Origin of the sequence: Micromonospora sp. NPDC020750 (genome assembly GCF_044334565.1) — a bacterium.
In the GTDB taxonomy this organism is placed as follows: Bacteria; Actinomycetota; Actinomycetes; order Mycobacteriales; family Micromonosporaceae; genus Micromonospora.
Genome location: NZ_JBIRTH010000014.1, coordinates 1 through 15,279 on the forward strand (window position 1 = coordinate 1; position 15,279 = coordinate 15,279).

14 protein-coding genes are annotated in these 15,279 nt (G+C 72.6%); 9 read left to right on the plus strand and 5 right to left on the minus strand.

Translation table 11 applies throughout. From position 1 onward, the window contains the following. From ACH4T9_RS29680 to ACH4T9_RS29690, 3 genes are all read left to right on the plus strand, one after another. The coding region (locus ACH4T9_RS29680; protein ID WP_396674540.1) for a glycosyltransferase family 4 protein at positions 1–873 on the plus strand (873 nt) is incomplete at its 5' end. Positions 874–954: 81 nt separating this feature from the next. Then, on the plus strand, positions 955–2,613 hold the full coding sequence (locus tag ACH4T9_RS29685; protein WP_396674542.1) for a protein kinase: 1,659 nt from the start codon (positions 955–957) through the stop codon (positions 2,611–2,613). 117 nt (positions 2,614–2,730) lie between these two features. Next, positions 2,731–3,540, plus strand: a complete 810-nt coding sequence (locus tag ACH4T9_RS29690; RefSeq protein ID WP_396674544.1) for a metal-dependent hydrolase — start codon at positions 2,731–2,733, stop codon at positions 3,538–3,540. Between the two features lie 120 nt (positions 3,541–3,660). On the opposite strand, the gene ACH4T9_RS29695 is transcribed toward ACH4T9_RS29690, so the two are convergent. Next, complete coding sequence (locus tag ACH4T9_RS29695; protein WP_396674546.1) at positions 3,661–4,944, minus strand: glycosyltransferase; 1,284 nt, start codon at positions 4,942–4,944, stop codon at positions 3,661–3,663. A gap of 283 nt (positions 4,945–5,227) precedes the next feature. Between ACH4T9_RS29695 and ACH4T9_RS29700 the strand changes: the two genes are divergently transcribed. The 3 genes from ACH4T9_RS29700 (at position 5,228) to ACH4T9_RS29710 (ending at position 10,302) form a co-directional block, all read left to right on the plus strand. After that, positions 5,228–6,436 (plus strand): erythromycin esterase family protein, encoded by a 1,209-nt coding sequence (locus ACH4T9_RS29700; RefSeq protein ID WP_396674547.1) that lies wholly within the window; start codon positions 5,228–5,230, stop codon positions 6,434–6,436. A gap of 222 nt (positions 6,437–6,658) precedes the next feature. Beyond that, positions 6,659–8,896, plus strand: a complete 2,238-nt coding sequence (gene yicI / locus ACH4T9_RS29705) for an alpha-xylosidase (RefSeq protein WP_396674548.1) — start codon at positions 6,659–6,661, stop codon at positions 8,894–8,896. Further along, positions 8,893–10,302 carry a GH1 family beta-glucosidase gene (locus ACH4T9_RS29710; protein ID WP_396674549.1) on the plus strand — a complete coding sequence of 470 codons (1,410 nt, stop codon included), beginning with the start codon at positions 8,893–8,895 and terminating at the stop codon, positions 10,300–10,302. The genes yicI and ACH4T9_RS29710 overlap by 4 nt, the downstream gene beginning before the upstream one ends. 64 nt (positions 10,303–10,366) lie before the next feature. On the opposite strand, the gene ACH4T9_RS29715 is transcribed toward ACH4T9_RS29710, so the two are convergent. Beyond that, positions 10,367–11,395, minus strand: a complete 1,029-nt coding sequence (locus ACH4T9_RS29715; protein ID WP_396674550.1) for a phosphotransferase — start codon at positions 11,393–11,395, stop codon at positions 10,367–10,369. A gap of 51 nt (positions 11,396–11,446) precedes the next feature. Continuing rightward, on the minus strand, positions 11,447–11,728 hold the full coding sequence (locus ACH4T9_RS29720; protein ID WP_396686873.1) for a winged helix-turn-helix domain-containing protein: 282 nt from the start codon (positions 11,726–11,728) through the stop codon (positions 11,447–11,449). Between the two features lie 144 nt (positions 11,729–11,872). Here ACH4T9_RS29720 and ACH4T9_RS29725 point away from each other — a divergent pair, with 144 nt between their 5' ends. The 3 genes from ACH4T9_RS29725 to ACH4T9_RS29735 all read left to right on the plus strand — a co-directional run bounded on the left by ACH4T9_RS29725 (position 11,873) and on the right by ACH4T9_RS29735 (position 13,326). Then, complete coding sequence (locus ACH4T9_RS29725) at positions 11,873–12,478, plus strand: helix-turn-helix domain-containing protein (RefSeq protein ID WP_396674553.1); 606 nt, start codon at positions 11,873–11,875, stop codon at positions 12,476–12,478. Between the two features lie 42 nt (positions 12,479–12,520). Then, entirely contained in the window at positions 12,521–12,907 is a 387-nt protein-coding gene (locus ACH4T9_RS29730; RefSeq protein ID WP_396674554.1) for a hypothetical protein, read from the plus strand. A 125-nt stretch (positions 12,908–13,032) separates the two neighbouring features. Further along, positions 13,033–13,326, plus strand: coding sequence for a type II toxin-antitoxin system Phd/YefM family antitoxin (locus ACH4T9_RS29735; protein ID WP_396674555.1), 294 nt, complete (start codon positions 13,033–13,035; stop codon positions 13,324–13,326). Positions 13,327–13,581: 255 nt separating this feature from the next. On the opposite strand, the gene ACH4T9_RS29740 is transcribed toward ACH4T9_RS29735, so the two are convergent. Then, positions 13,582–14,175: an NTP transferase domain-containing protein gene (locus ACH4T9_RS29740; RefSeq protein WP_396674556.1), complete on the minus strand. Its 594-nt coding sequence runs from the start codon at positions 14,173–14,175 to the stop codon at positions 13,582–13,584. A gap of 91 nt (positions 14,176–14,266) precedes the next feature. Continuing rightward, entirely contained in the window at positions 14,267–15,277 is a 1,011-nt protein-coding gene (locus tag ACH4T9_RS29745; protein ID WP_396674557.1) for a hypothetical protein, read from the minus strand. Between the last annotated feature and the right edge of the window lie 2 nt (positions 15,278–15,279).

Here is a 15,279-nt window from a genome sequence, read left to right on the forward strand (position 1 = left end):
CTCCCCGAAGAGATGAACCGCACCATCCACGGCGTCGAACACTGGATCAGCGGCGAGTCCAACCGGGTGATCGCCTGCTCCGGATACATGCGCGAGCAGGTGACCCGGCTGTTCGACGTGCCGGCGGGCCGGGTCGACGTGGTGCCCAACGGAGTGGACGATCGGGCCTGGCACGCCCGCCCCCGGGCGGTGGCCTCGGCCCGGGCCCGGTTCGCCGGGAGCGGCCCCCTGGTCGGGTACGCCGGCCGGCTGGTCTACGAGAAGGGCGTGCAACACCTGATGCACGCGGTGCCGTACCTGCGCGAGCGGCACCCCGGGCTGCGGGTGGTGATCGCCGGCGACGGCCCGTACCGGGAGGAACTGGTGGACCAGGCGCACCGGCTGCGCCTCGGCGACACGGTGCGCTTCGCCGGCTTCATGAACTCCACCCAACTCCCGGCCATGCTGGCCGCCACCGACGCCACCGTGGTGCCGAGCCTCTACGAGCCGTTCGGCATGGTCGCCCTGGAGGCCGCGGCGGCCGGCGCGCCGCTGGCGGTCGCCGCGACCGGCGGCCTCGCCGAGATCGTCGAGCCCGGCGTCACCGGGGTCACCTTCCCGCACAGCGACCCGGACGCGCTCGCCGGCGCGGTCGACCGGCTCCTCGGCGACGAGGTCTTCGCCCGCCGGGTGGCCCGCCGGGCCCGCACCATGGTCAGCGAGCGGTACGGCTGGGCGACCATCGCCGCGCGCACCGCGAGCAGCTACGCCGCAGCCCGCCGCGAGCACGGCACGTTCCAGGCCCGGCGGGCGGCGAGCCGGCTGGCCACCGGGCGCACCCGGATCGCCATTCCGGAGGGGAACCTGTTGACGACTGGCCATACGGCCTGCTGACAGCTTTCCCCGGCCTGTCGTCCGATAGGTCCACACCGATCCGCTGGCTATGGTGTACGTCGACCAGCGGTGAGGAGAACGGTGCAGCACGTAGTGATCGCCGGCCGGTACCGCCTGCTCGACCTCGTGGGTCGCGGCGGGATGGGGCGGGTGTGGCGGGCGAGGGACGACGTGTTGCACCGCGACGTCGCAGTCAAGCAGGTCGTCCCGCCGGCCTGGTTGTCCGACGAGGAGCGCGACGAGCTGCGCCTGCGCACCCTGCGGGAGGGCCGGACGGCGGCCCGGCTCAACCACCCCAACGTGGTCCGGGTGTACGACGTGGTGCCGGTGGGCGACGACCCATGGTTGATCATGGAGTACGTCCCGTCCCGGTCGTTGCAGAACGTGCTGGACACGTCCGGGCCGGTGTCGCCCCGGCAGGCCGCGTCGATCGGGCTGGCGCTGCTGGCCGCGCTGCGCGCCGCGCACCACGCCGGGGTGCTGCACCGCGACGTGAAGCCGGCCAACGTGCTGATCGCCCACGACGGGCGGGTGATGCTCACCGACTTCGGGCTGGCCGTGTTCGACGACGGGGACCCGACGATGACCCGGCCGGGGCTGGTGCTCGGCTCGCCGCAGTTCGTCGCCCCGGAGCGGGCCGCCGAGGGGTGCTCCAGCGTGGAGGGGGACCTGTGGTCGCTCGGGGCGACCCTGCACGCGTCCGTCGAGGGCCGGTCCCCGTACGCCCGCAGCACCGCGATGGCGACCCTGAGCGCCCTGGCCACCCGGCCGCCCGACCCGGCGCCGCACGCCGGCCCGCTGGGCCCGGTCCTGGCCGGCCTGCTGCGCCGCGACCCGCGCGACCGCACCGACCACGACGAGACGCGGCGGCGGTTGACCTCGGCCACCACCGGGGCCGGGGAACCGTGCCCCCTGGCCCTCGCCGCGCCGGCCACGGTGCTGCCGCCGGACGTCCCCGACCCGGGTGCCGCCCCGTGGCCGTCCACCCCGGCCGATGACGGCCGCCCGGCCGGATCCGGCCCGAACGGCCGGCGCTGGCCGCTGGCAGTGGCGGCCGGGGCGTTCGCCGCGCTCGCCGCGATCTCCACCGCGATCGCGATCGGCCAACGCGAGCACGACCGGGGCGCGCCGCCGGGGACCGGGGCCGGGCGGACGGGAGCCGTACCGGACGGGACGGGAGCCGAGCCCGGAGCGGGGCCGCCCGGCAGGCGCGTGCCGCCTCCACCCTTCCCCTGTCTGCGGCCCTACCCCGCCGGCGAACCCGCTCCCACCGTCTCCCCCGCCCGGGGCGAGCGGCTCCGACTGCCGTCCGACTGGCGCTGGTACGCCGACCCGGCCGGGTTCCGGCTCGCCGTGCCGCCGGGCTGGCGGCACTACCGGGTGGGGGACGCGGTCTGCTTCCAGGATCCGACGGCCCGGCGGGTGCTCACCGTCGCCCCGACCAGCGATCCCGACGCCGCCCCACTGGCCCAGCTACGGGTGAACGAGCGGCGCGCGCTGGACGCTGACGCCCTGCGCGGGTACGCGAGGATCCGGCTGGAGACGGTGGCCGGCCGGGGGTCGGAGTGGGAGGCCGCCTGGGACGCCCCGTACGGGGGCCGGCTGCACGCGGTGCAGCTGATCCCGCGTGACGCCCAAGCGTGGTCGCTCGCCTGGAGCGCCCCCGACGCGGACTGGCCGACCGGCGCGACCGAGCGGAACACGGTGCGGGTCAGCTTCCGGCCCGGCCCCCCGCGCTGAGACACGGCGCGCGCCGACACTGTCCTATCTGGACCGTTCGGGTTGTTGCCCCCGGGCGGCTGCTCTGCCAGAGTGACGTAGTTTGTGGATCAAGAACCCTGGGGAGGGCGAGGCGTCATGATGGGACCGTCCCACGCGCTGTCGGGCGCGGCGGTGTGGCTGACCGGCTCCTGGGCGCTCGACCAGTTCGCCGACTACCACCAGTCGCCGCTGGCACTGGCGGTCGGCACCGCGGTCTGCGCCGGCGGGGCGCTCTTCCCCGACCTCGACCTGTCCGGCAAGGTGACCCGCAACCAGGGCGGCGCCACGGTGGCCCGCACCTTCGGGGTGGTCAGCCTCTTCGTCGCCGAGGTGATGGAGAAGATCTCGCTCGGCGTCTACTACGCCACCAAACTGAGCAAGGACCCGCGCCGCAACAACGGGCACCGCACGCTGACCCACACCATCCCGTTCACCGTGCTGGTCGGCTGGGGCACCACCGCGCTGTGTGCCGCCTACGGCAAGTGGGCCGTGGTCGGCATCCTGTTCTTCATGTTCGGGCTGGCCCTGCGCGGGCTGTTCGACCGGTGGGCGGAGCGCGCGGGCTGGGTCATCGTGACCCTGTCCTCGGCCGCCGCCGCCTGGTTCACCTTCGTCAACCTGCCCGGCGACCGGGGGTACCCGCTGATCGGGCTGGCCGTCGGGGTGGGCTGCTTCGTACACATCCTCGGCGACATGATCACCCGTGCCGGGGTGCCGATCCTCTGGCCGATCCCGATCAAGCGCCGGATGTGGACCATGGTCGGCCTGCCGAACAGCATCGCCCTGCGCACCGGCAGCAAGGCCGAGGTCATCGTGCTGCGCGGCGTGCTGACCACCATCACCGTGCTGGCCGCCGTGGGCCTGGTCGCCCCCTCGGTGCTGCGGAAGTTCAACATCGAGATCTGACCGCGCCCGGTCAGCCGCCCGGGTGGCGCCGCCGGACCGACCGCCCACCTGGCCGGCGGGTCCGGTCGAGGACGGCGTCGCGGGCCGGTTCCCGCCGGCGCCGTCCTCGACCGTTGGGCGTCAGCCTCCGACGCCCAACGCGGGCTCGGCGGCCTCCAGCAGCGGCCCGCGCACGGATCGGCCGATTCGGTGGGCCTCGGCCAGGATGTGGGTGCGCCATCGTCGCCACACCGGGGTGAGCCGGGAGGTGACCAGGACGACGTCGACGACGTCGTCGGGCAGGACGGTGCGGATGCCGATGGCGTGGTGGGTCGGGTGCGCCGGGTCGGCGGGCAGCCGTTCGAGCAGCGTCTCGTCGTAGTCGAACAGGTCGGCGGGCGGGAACCCGGCCGGCAGGGTGTCGCCGCAGCCGAACACGGCGACCCGGGTGCCCGGCGGCAGGGTGTCACGCAGGTGGGCCAGCTCCGCCGTCACGTCCAGGCCGCGAACCCGGTTGGTCCCCCGGCGGATGGCGGGCAGTTCCAGCCTGACGTGCCAGTCGCGGGTGTCCTCGAGCTGGGGCAGGTGCTTGGAGTACCAGGCCCACAACAGTTCTATCAATGGCTCGGGATGCTTGTGCAGGAACGTGAGCATGTTGCTGCGGTTGTCGCTGAGGTCCGGGTCCGACCGGCGCGGGTGCGGCGTGTCCACCGCCCAGCCGTCGCGGCTGACCTCGAACGACAGGCCGTGCCGGTACAGGCGGAAGCCCAGCTCCGTGTCCTCGGCGCCCCAGGAGCGGAAAATCTCGTCGAAGCCGCCCACGGCCCAGAACTTCTCGGCCGGGACGGAACAGTTGCACGTCCAGAACAGTTGCCAGGGCAGCGCCGTGCGGGCGAGGAAGAAGCGGGCGGTCGCGAAGAGGGAGTGCCGGGAGTCCTGGAATTCCGGGTCGCTGCCGTAGTCGTGTACGACCTCCTCGGGGGTGTGTGTCTGGAGGATCCCCTCCAGACCGGGGGTCGGGTAGTCGGGACGGAAGCCGTAGGTGTAGCCGATCACCGCCCGCGCCGGGCCGGGCTCCCGGTGCGCGGCCAGGTGCCCGGCGACGAAGTCGGGGCCGGGCAGGATGCCGCTGTCCACGAAGGCCAGGATCTCGCCACGGGCGAGGCGGGCGCCAGCGTTGCGGGCGGCTGCGGCCCGGAAGCCCAGGTCCTCCTGGAAGTGGTAGCGCAGGCGGAGCCGGCCGGTGAAGTCCTCCACCGTCCGGCGGGTGTCGTCGGTCGAACCGTCGTCGGCGACGATGACCTCGAACGCGTCCGTCGGTATCCGCTGGTCGGCCAGGGCCGTCAGCGTGCCGCGCAGCAGACGCGAGCGGTTGTAGGTGGGGATGATGACGGAGATCATCGGCGTTGCGGCGCCAGAGGACATTGTGGCGACTCCGTGTGGTCGGGGCGTAACAACGTAACTGCCGCCGAGCGCCGGGGTCCATCATCCATGAGGGTTTTTCATTTACTGTTCGCGATTCGATCCGAGAAAATCCCGCCGAATGGGAATCCACGCACCGCCGGGTGCGAGCTGCCTGTGTGGACAGAGCGTGCGCTTGCGCCGGCTGAACGGCCTGTGCTGTCCGCTGCTTTGAGAGTTCTGCTTCGCCACTCTGCTGATGTTGACGAAAAGCTTGCACCGTTGGTTCAACGATACCGTTCATGGTATGACCACTGGTTTCACCGACGCCGCCCATGTCTTCGACCCTGCTGCCGTCATGGGGTTGCTCCCGACCAGGCCACGGCTACTCGCCCTGGGTGAGCCCACCCACGGCGAGGACGTTCTGCTCGACCTGCGAAACGATTTCTTCCGGCAGCTCGTCGAGCAGGAGGGTTACCGGACGATCGCGATCGAGAGCGACTGCCTGATGGGCCTGGTCGTGGACGACTACGTCACCTCGGGCACCGGCATCCTCGACGAGGTCATGGAGCGCGGCTTCAGCCACGAGTGGGGCGCCTTCGCGGGCAACCGCGAGCTGGTGCGCTGGATGCGCGCGTACAACGACGGCCGCCCCGCGTCGGAGCAGCTGCGCTTCGCCGGTTTCGACGGCCCGCTGGAGATCACCGGCGCCGCGAGCCCTCGGCAGGCCCTCACCGCACTCCACGCCTACCTCACCGCCTGGGTTGACGCCGACCTGCTCCCCTGCACCGCCGAAACGCTCGACCGCCTGCTCGGGGCCGACGACCGCTGGCCGAACCCCGCCGCGATGATGGACCCGTCGCGATCCGTGGGGCGGACGCCCGAGGCCAGGCAGCTGCGGCTGCTCGCCGACGACCTGGTGGCCCTGCTCGACGCGCAGACGCCACACCTGATCGCGGCCTCCCCCGAGGAGGACTGGCACCGGGCACGCCTGTACGGGCGTACCGCCACCGGGCTGCTGCGCTACCACTCCTGGATGGCCGACACGTCACCGAGTCGCCTGGCGTGGCTGCTCGGCGTACGGGACTCGATGATGGCCGCCAACCTGCTCGCCCTCGCCGAACGCGGGCCGACGCTGGTGAACGCGCACAACGGCCACCTCCAGCGGAACAAGAGCACGATGCGGATGGGCGGCCTGCCGGTGGACTGGTGGAGCGCCGGCGCGATCGTGAGCGCCCACCTGGGCGAGGGTTACGCCTTCCTCGCCACAGCCCTCGGCACGATCCCCCACCGGGGAGTGGACGCCCCGCCTCCGGACACCGTCGAGGGGCTGCTGTACGCGCTCCCGCAGGAGCGATACGTCGTCGACGCCCGCCGACTGGCCACGGCCCTCGCCGACGCGACGCCCGTTCCCCGGGTGTCCCCCTGGTTCGGTTACTTCCCGCTTGATCCGGCACACCTGGCCAGCACCGACGGGATCGTGTTCGTCAAGGACGTCCGGCGGAGCCAGGGGTAGGCGTTCGGCGTCGCGTGGGTCCAGCGGCTGGCGTCGTCGTCTATTGACGCCCTCGTGACACGTGTCCTACGGTCTGCCGAAACGCCTTGTCGAAGCGTTTCGACATGACGTTTCGACAAGGCGTTACGACGCGGTTGGTGCGACAGGCGTTTCACGCGGTTGGTGTGACGCAGGGTTTCGACGCGGGTCGACTTGCCGCGGCATCACGCTAGGAGCCGAGAAGTGAAGTTCACCGACGGGTACTGGCTGCTGCGGCCGGGGGTCAGCGTGCTGCGTCCCGGCGCGGTCGAATCGGTCGAGCCGGACGAGAGGGGCTTCACCGTCTTCGCGCCGACCGGCCGGATCACCGGGCGGGGAGACACCCTCAACCGGCCGGTCGTCACCGTCCGGTTCTTCTCCCCCGCCCCCGGCGTCGTCGGGGTGACCGTCGGCCACCACTGCGGCGGGCTGCCGAAGCAGCCCCGCTTCGCGCTGTCGGCCGGCGACGGCCACCCGGTCACCGTGGAGGTCACCGGGGACAGTGCGTCCCTGACCACCGGCGAACTGACCGCCCGGGTCACGCTCGGCGACCGGTGGCGGGTCGACTTCCTGCACGGCGACCGCCTGGTCACCTCGTCCACCGAGCGCAGCGTCGGCATCGCCACCGACGGCGAGGGCCGCACGTACGTCCACGAGCGGCTGGCGCTGAGCGTCGGCGAGACGGTGTACGGCCTCGGCGAACGCTTCGGCCCGTTCGTCAAGAACGGCCAGACCGTCGACATCTGGAACGCCGACGGCGGCACCGCCAGCGAGCAGGCGTACAAGAACGTGCCGTTCTACCTCAGCAGCGCCGGGTACGGGGTCTTCGTCGACCACCCCGAGCACGTGTCGTTCGAGATCGGCTCCGAGGTCGTCTCGCAGACCCAGTTCAGCGTCGAGGGACAGTCGCTGACCTACTACCTGATCGACGGGCCCACCCCGAAGGACGTGCTGCGCCGCTACACCGCGCTGACCGGCCGGCCGGCCCGCGTCCCGGCCTGGTCGTACGGGCTGTGGCTGTCGACGTCGTTCACCACCTCGTACGACGAAGAGACCGTCACCGAGTTCATCGACGGGATGGCCGAGCGGGACCTGCCGCTGTCGGTGTTCCACTTCGACTGCTTCTGGATGCGGCAGTTCCACTGGGTCGACTTCGTCTGGGACCCGGCGACCTTCCCCGACCCGGAGGGCATGCTGCGCCGGCTGCACGAGCGCGGCCTGAAGGTGTGCGTCTGGATCAACCCGTACATCGCCCAGCGCTCCTACCTGTTCGAGGAGGGCCGCCACGCCGGGTACCTGGTCCGCAACCCCGACGGGTCGGTGTGGCAGTGGGACAGGTGGCAGGCCGGCATGGCGCTGGTCGACTTCACCAACCCCGACGCCGTGGCCTGGTTCACCGGCAAGCTCAGGGCGCTGCTCGACATGGGCGTGGACTGCTTCAAGACCGACTTCGGCGAGCGCATCCCCACCGATGTGGTCTGGCACGACGGGTCGGACCCGCAGCGGATGCACAACTACTACGCCCACCTCTACAACCGGGCGGTCTTCGAGCTGCTGGAGGCCGAGCGCGGGATCGGCGAGGCGGTGGTGTTCGCCCGGTCGGCCACGGCCGGCGGCCAGCAGTTCCCGGTGCACTGGGGTGGCGACTGCGAGTCCACGTTCGCGGCGATGGCCGAGTCGCTGCGCGGCGGGCTGTCGCTGTCCGCGTCCGGGTTCGGCTACTGGAGCCACGACATCGGCGGCTTCGAGGGCACCCCCGACCCGGCGGTGTTCAAGCGGTGGATCGCGTTCGGGCTGCTCTCCTCCCACTCCCGGCTGCACGGCTCCGGCTCGTACCGGGTGCCGTGGGCGTTCGACGACGAGGCCGTCGAGGTGCTGCGCCACTTCACCCGGCTCAAGCTGCGCCTGATGCCGTACCTCGCGGCGGCGGCCGAGGAGGCGCACCGCGACGGCGTGCCGGTGATGCGGCCGATGGTGGTGGAGTTCCCGGACGACCCGGCCGCGGCGTACCTGGACCGGCAGTACATGCTCGGCCCCGACCTGCTGGTGGCCCCCGTGCTGAGCGCCGACGGCCGGGTGACGTTCTGGGTGCCGGCCGGCACCTGGACCCACGTGGTCACCGGCGAGCAGCTCACCGGACCGGCCTGGGTGGACCAGAGGCACGGCTTCGACAGCCTGCCGGTACTGGCCCGGCCCGGCGCTGTGCTCGCCGTCGGTTCCACCCACGACCGGCCGGACTACGCGTGGGCCGACGGCGTCGAGCTGCGGCTGTACGCGCCCGCCGAGGGGCAGCGGACCCGGGTGCGGGTGCCCTCGCCCGGCGACGGGCCCGGGGCGGAGTTCGAGATCCGGTACGCCGACGGGGCGGCCACCGCCGACCTGGTGGGCGGAGAATCATCGGGGTATGCCGTGGTGGTCGTGGGAGCGGAGGCGAACCGGTGACGAGGAGTTTTCCCGAGGGGTTCCTGTGGGGGGCCGCCACAGCGGCATACCAAGTTGAGGGCGCGGCCACGGAGGACGGCCGGGGTCCGTCCATTTGGGACACCTACAGCCATACCCCCGGCCGCACCCTGAACGGGGACACCGGCGACGTGGCCGCCGACCACTACCACCGGTGGGTCGACGACCTCGGCCACCTGTCGGAGCTGGGGCTCGGGGCGTACCGGTTCTCGATCTCCTGGCCCCGGGTGCAGCCCGGCGGCTCCGGCGCGTTCAACCGGGCCGGCGTGGACTTCTACTCCCGCCTCGTCGACGGCCTGCTGGAACGGGGCATCCGCCCGGTGGCCACCATGTACCACTGGGACCTGCCGCAGGAGTTGGAGGACGCGGGCGGCTGGCCGGCGCGGGACACCGCGCTGCGCTTCCGGGACTACGCGGCCGGCATCGTCGGCGCGCTCGGCGACCGGGTGCACACCTGGACCACGTTCAACGAGCCGTGGTGCTCGGCGTACCTCGGCTACGGCTCCGGGGTGCACGCGCCGGGCCGCACCGAGCCGGCCGGGGCGCTGGCCGCCGTGCACCACCTGAACCTGGCGCACGGGCTGGCCGGGCGGGCGGTGCGGGAGCTGGCCCCGGCGGCGGAGCTGTCGGTGACGCTGAACCTGCACGTGATCCGCCCGGCGTCGGACTCGGCCGCCGACGCCGACGCGGTGCGCCGCATCGACGCGCTGGCCAACCGGGCGTTCCTCGGACCTATGCTCGGCGGGGCGTACCCGGCCGACCTGCTCGCCGACACCGCGAAGGTCACCGACTGGTCGTTCGTGCGCGACGGCGACGAGCGGGCGGCGGGGGTGCCGCTGGACGTGCTCGGGGTGAACTACTACTCGACCACCCTGGTCCGAGCCTGGGACGGTGTCTCGGCCCGTTCTGCCGCCGACGGGCACGGCAGCTCGGCACACACCCCGTGGGTCGGCGCCGCGAACGTCGACTTCCTGCCCCAGCCCGGGCCGTACACCGCGATGGGCTGGAACATCGACCCGAGCGGGATGACCGAGCTGCTGCTGCGGCTGTCCCGGGAGCACCCGGGCCAGCCGCTGATGATCACCGAGAACGGCGCCGCGTTCGACGACGTGGTCTCCCCCGACGGCCGGGTGCACGACGACCGGCGCGTCGACTACCTCCACCGGCACGTCGACGCGGTCGGGGCGGCGATGGACGCGGGCGCGGACGTCCGCGGCTACTTCGCGTGGTCGCTGCTGGACAACTTCGAGTGGTCGTACGGCTACGATCGGCGGTTCGGCATCATCCGGGTCGACTACGACACCCAGGCCCGGACCTGGAAGGACAGCGCGTACTGGTACCGGGGTCTGGTCGCCACGGGCCAGCTGGAGCCGCCGGCCGGCTCCTGACCAGCACTGCCCGCCTGGGCGGTCCGGGCCCGGCTGCTCCCCCTCCGAGAGCCGGCCGGCGCGCTCAGCGGAGCTGCTCGTCCGCCCAACGGACGAGCAGCTCCAGCAGCGGCCGGCGGCCGGCGAACATCTCGGCCTCGCCGCGCAGGTCGTAGGTCTGCGCGGTGCCGCCGCCGGCCCGGCCCAGCATCAGCGGGGCCAGCCAGAAGTACTTCGCCGCCCCGGTGAGCCGCACCGCGCGGGCGACCTCGGTCCGGTCGAGGGCACCGCGCAGGCCGTCGGCGTACCGGTCGACGACCGTGGTCGCCACCTCGTCGAGCAGGGCGACGTCGACCAGCCCGTCGAGGAAGGTGTCCAGCACCAGGTTGGCGGCGTCCTCGCCGACCGGCCCGGGGCCGACGAACGACCAGTCCAGCAGGACCGGGCCGGCGTCGCCGAACACCAGGTTCATCGGCCAGCAGTCGTGGTGGCACAGGGTGCGCGGCAGCCCGTCGGCGGCGGTCAGCAGCTCGTGCCGGCGTTCCCAGAGCCCGCGCAGCGCGGCGCGCAGCGGCGCGGGCCACGCGGCCACGGCGACCGGGTGGTCCCACGGCACCGGCTCGACGACCGGCCGGGTCAGGGTGTAGTCGCGCAGCCAGTCCCGGGCCAGCCAGTCGTGACCGGGCGGCCGGCCGAGCCAGGTGGCGTGCCCGGCACCGAGCCGGGCCGCGACGTCGCCGAGGTCGGCGACCGTGCCGGCGGTGCCGGGCCGCCCCGCGACGTCAGCCAGCCAGAGCGCCACGCTGCCGTCCGGGCGCTCGTCGACCCCCAGCGTCTCGGGCGCGGCCAGCCCGGCGTCGGCGTACGCCCGGGCGGCCAGGCCACCGCGGTACGCCTCGACCTCGCGCCGCCAGTAGTTCCAGTGCCCCGGGTCGACGCTGCCGGCCCAGTGCGTCGGGCCCTCGCGGCCCGGCGGGGTGATCAGCTTCAGCACGGCCGGACGGCCGTGGTGGCGGGTCCGCCAGATGCCGCCGGTCACCGCGTTGAGCGGGTTGTGGATCAGTTCCTCGGCCGGCTCGTCGGCGGGCACCAGGTCGATGGGGGGACGCGACACCCGTTCGACCCTACGTCCATCGTCCCGCCCGTCGCACGGCGCTCGTCGTCATCACTGTTTGTCCCTCGAACGCTCCGCTACCCACAGGCCCCGGCCCTGCAGGCCGACAACCAGGCCACGGTCCTGCAAGATGATCACGGCTCGCTGGACGGTTGTCACGCTCACCTGGTACAGGTCGGAAAGCTCTCGGTACGTGGGTAGCCGGTCACCCGGGGCATACTCGCCGCTCTTGATCCGGGCAGAGAGGTCCTCGGCGACCTCACGGTAGCCGCCAGTCGGTATGGGCATGTCGGAAGTTCCTTCGTTCGGCACTCCCATCGGAACACGCCGCATACCCCGTGGCGGTGCTCGGCTTCGCGGCTGGGCTGTTCCTGTTCACGGTCAAGTCGCGGTGGTGTCGGCGGTGCGGGTCGGTGTTGAGCTGCCCATGCTGTCGTGTAGGGCCGACCGTGACAGCGCCGGAGCGGCGGTGGCGGCGTGGACAGTGATCTCCTGCCGATAGGTCGGCGGGTCGCGCACTGGCGCGGGCGGCGGAGGATGTCGCAGCAGGTGTTCGCCGACCGGCTCGGCAAGTCGAAGAGCTGGGTCGACAAGATCGAACGCGGCGTCCGCTCCCTCGACAGGGTCTCCACCCTCCAGGACATCGCCGCCGTCCTGCGGATCGACACGGCGGTGCTGCTCGGCCGGGAGGTCCGACCGGCGGACGTGACCGAGCGGGCCCAGGGTGTGGACCGGATCCGGTCGGCGCTTTCGGCGTACGAGATCGCTCTTGGTCTGCCGGCGGCCCGCCTTGTCGTGGTGCCGGCTGACCGGCTGGCCCGCAATGTCGAGCATGCGTGGATCACCTTCCAGCATGCCCGGTACCCGCAGTTGATCGCGCTGGTGCCGAACCTGCTGGCCGGCGCGCAGCGCACCCACGCCGACGATCCGGGGTCGGGCCGCGCGCCGCTGGGCGAGGTGTACCGGGTGACCGCGTCGCTGCTGGTGAAGCTCGGCGAGGCCGAGCTGGGTTGGCTGGCCGCCGACCGGGCCATGGCCGTGGCGACCGGTGACCCGCTGCTGGTGGCCGCCGCAGCCGTGTAACTCGGCCAGGTGCTACGCGCATCGGGTCGGACCCGGGCGGCCATGTCGACGGCGCTGGCCGCCGCGTACCGGATCGCCCCACGCGATCCCGATGCCGGCACACCGGAGGAACTGTCGTTGTGTGGGACGCTGCTCATCCAGGCGGCCCTGGCGGCAGCCCGACACGGCGACGACCGGGCCACCGCACGGGACGGCTGGCGCTGGCTGCCCGCCGAACACCGCGCCGCGCACCTGCTCGACGACGCCCGCGCCTACCTCCACGTTGACGACCCGGCCAACGCCGGCCGGGCGCTGATCGACGCCGACCACACCGCACCAGCCGAGGTACGCCATCGACCGGCGGCACGAACCGTGCTCGCCCAGGTCGCCCGCGACCCCCACGCTCCCGCCACGATCATCCAACTCGCCACCACCCTCGGGGTGACGTGAGGCTGTGGGTCAGACGGCCGGCCTGGCTGTTCGGAGCGTGGCACAGCGGGTGTGACGTGCCAGCGGTGCACCCATCGGAAACACTCCCCGAGGTACAACTTTCTGTACTTACCCTGGAGGTGATCATGCGGACCGTGAATTTCACCCAGCTGCGGCAGAACCTGGCCGCCGAGCTCGGCAGCGTCACCAACGGCGCGGAGGAAGTGGTGGTGACCCGGTCGGGCCTTGAGCCGGTGGTCATCGTGCCGCTTGCGGAGTACGAGGCGATGAAGGAAACCGAGTACCTGCTCCGAAGCCCGAGCAATGCAGCAGCCCTACGTCGATCGATCGCGGAGCTTGAGGAGGGCGACGCCGCCGAGCGGGAACTGACCGTCGGACGTCGGGGACCGAACAGGCTGGGCAGGTGGGACGGTGGCTAACCTCTGATCCCGCCGTCGGCTGTACTACCACCGCAAGTTCACTCGGGCGGGCCGGTCGATCCATCTTCTTGCGACCGGAGTCGCGGCGTGGGTGCCTGCGGGTCTGGCTTAGCGCAGCGTCGGGATGTCCGGCAGGTCCGACGGTCAGCGAGGCCTCTGGCGTCCGGGCCCTAGCCCTTACATCGCCGCCACCATGCGCTCGCCCGGCCGATCCGATCCGGCCAGGTCGGGTCGGGCCGGCCGGCCGTCGCAGGCTCAGGCGCCGACGCGTTGGGGTGGGACGGTCAGGCCGTACAGGGCCATCAGTTCGGGGGTGTCCACGCGGCTGCCGTCGGCCACCGAGTCGCAGGCGATGTCCACGATCTGGTCCTTGTGCGCCAGCAGGTAGGGCCGGGCGCCGACGTCCGCGCTGGCCAGGGTGGCGATGCCGGCCCAGTGCCGGCGGCCGAAGAGCATCGGGTACCCGCGCAGCCCGCTGTAGGTGGCGCAGGCCAGCACGTCGGGGTACGGCAGCGCGGCCACCCGCCGCACCGCCGCCGGGGTGAGCCCCGGCATGTCGACGGGCACCACCACCACCGCCTCGACCGTCTCGTCGGTCAGCGCGGCCAGGCCCGCCCGGATCGACGAGCCGACCCCGGTCCCCCACGCACGGTTGACCACCACCGTGGCCCGGGTCAGGTCGGCGGTCTGCCGGACCTGGTCAGCCGCCGCGCCCAGCACCACCACGAGCTGCTCGCAGCCGGCCTCGGTCATCGTTTCGATCATCCGGTCCACCAGGGGTTGCCCGCCCTGGTGGAGCAATGCCTCCGGGCCGCCGAGGCGGCGTCCCCCGCCCGCCGCGATGATCATTCCTGCGATTCGCACACCGGGTGCAACGAGCGCCCGACAGATCCGTGTCGGGGCGAAACGGGTATTTGCCACACATCGCCCCGACGTCTACTCAGCGGCGGTACACGTCGGCCAGCGCCGCGAAGGCTGCCTTGGGCTCCCACGGCAGGTCGGGGTACGTGTCGCCGAGCCGGTCCTCGAACACCTTCACCAGGCCGTACGAGGCCCGGTCCACGTCGCGCGCCGATTCCTCGCGGTGCGGCAGGTTGTACGTCGCGAAGGTGCACCAGAACGCCGTGTCCACCCCCTCTGCGGCGAAGATGCCGAGCAGCTTCCGCAGGTACCCGGCCTGCTCGTCCTCGTCGCGGGCGTAGTCGCCGGTCAGCCGGGCGCCGTTGGCGCCGTCCCACTCGACGATGAACATGCCGCGCGCCCCGAGGTCGGCGGCCCCACGGTGGGTCGTGCACCCGAACTCGGTGATCGCCACCGGCTTGCCCTGGGCGACGAGGGCGCGGATGCCGTCGACGTACGCGTCGGCGACCTCGGCCGAGTGGTAGGCGTCGGACGAGACGTAGTCGAAGGGCGTCCAGTCGATGCGCTCGCTCGGCAGCGAGGCGTAGGTGACCTTCCCGCCGAACCGCGCGCGGACGACCCGGACGGCCTCGCCGAGGAAGGCGTTCAGCCGGGCGGGCACCTCGGGCAGCACCTCGCGGAGGAGGTCCGGCCGGGTCAGCACGTCCAGCCGCTCGGCGAGCGTGTCGCCGGGCAGGAACCCTTTCGTGAACAGCGTCAGCTCGGCCCCGGTGACGAGGACGACCTCCGCGCCCCGCCGGCGCAGCCCCTCGGCACGCTCGGCGCAGTCGGCCAGGACGTCGAGCAGCTCGTCGGTGGTCAGGTCGCAGGTGAACGGGGAGAACCACACCTCCAGCCCGACGTCGGCGGCGTGCCGGGCGGCGATCTCCAGCCGCTCGGGGATGCCGCCGGTGACCCGGACCGCCGTGCAGTGCAGGTCCTCCCGGATGACCCGCATCTCGCGCCGCACGACGTCCGGGTCGAACGGCTCACGGGTGCTCTCGCCGGCGTCGACGAAGCCGGTGTCGTACGTGATTCCCTTGCCGCGCACAG

Coding starts and splice junctions, on each gene's coding strand:
- ACH4T9_RS29730 (WP_396674554.1), top strand. CDS start 12,521: ATGTCGACGGCGCTGGCCGCCGCGTACCGGATCGCCCCACGCGATCCC.
- ACH4T9_RS29700 (WP_396674547.1), top strand. CDS start 5,228: ATGACCACTGGTTTCACCGACGCCGCCCATGTCTTCGACCCTGCTGCC.
- ACH4T9_RS29735 (WP_396674555.1), top strand. CDS start 13,033: ATGCGGACCGTGAATTTCACCCAGCTGCGGCAGAACCTGGCCGCCGAG.
- ACH4T9_RS29740 (WP_396674556.1), bottom strand. CDS start 14,175: ATGATCATCGCGGCGGGCGGGGGACGCCGCCTCGGCGGCCCGGAGGCA.
- ACH4T9_RS29690 (WP_396674544.1), top strand. CDS start 2,731: ATGATGGGACCGTCCCACGCGCTGTCGGGCGCGGCGGTGTGGCTGACC.
- ACH4T9_RS29695 (WP_396674546.1), bottom strand. CDS start 4,944: ATGTCCTCTGGCGCCGCAACGCCGATGATCTCCGTCATCATCCCCACC.
- ACH4T9_RS29720 (WP_396686873.1), bottom strand. CDS start 11,728: ATGCGGCGTGTTCCGATGGGAGTGCCGAACGAAGGAACTTCCGACATG.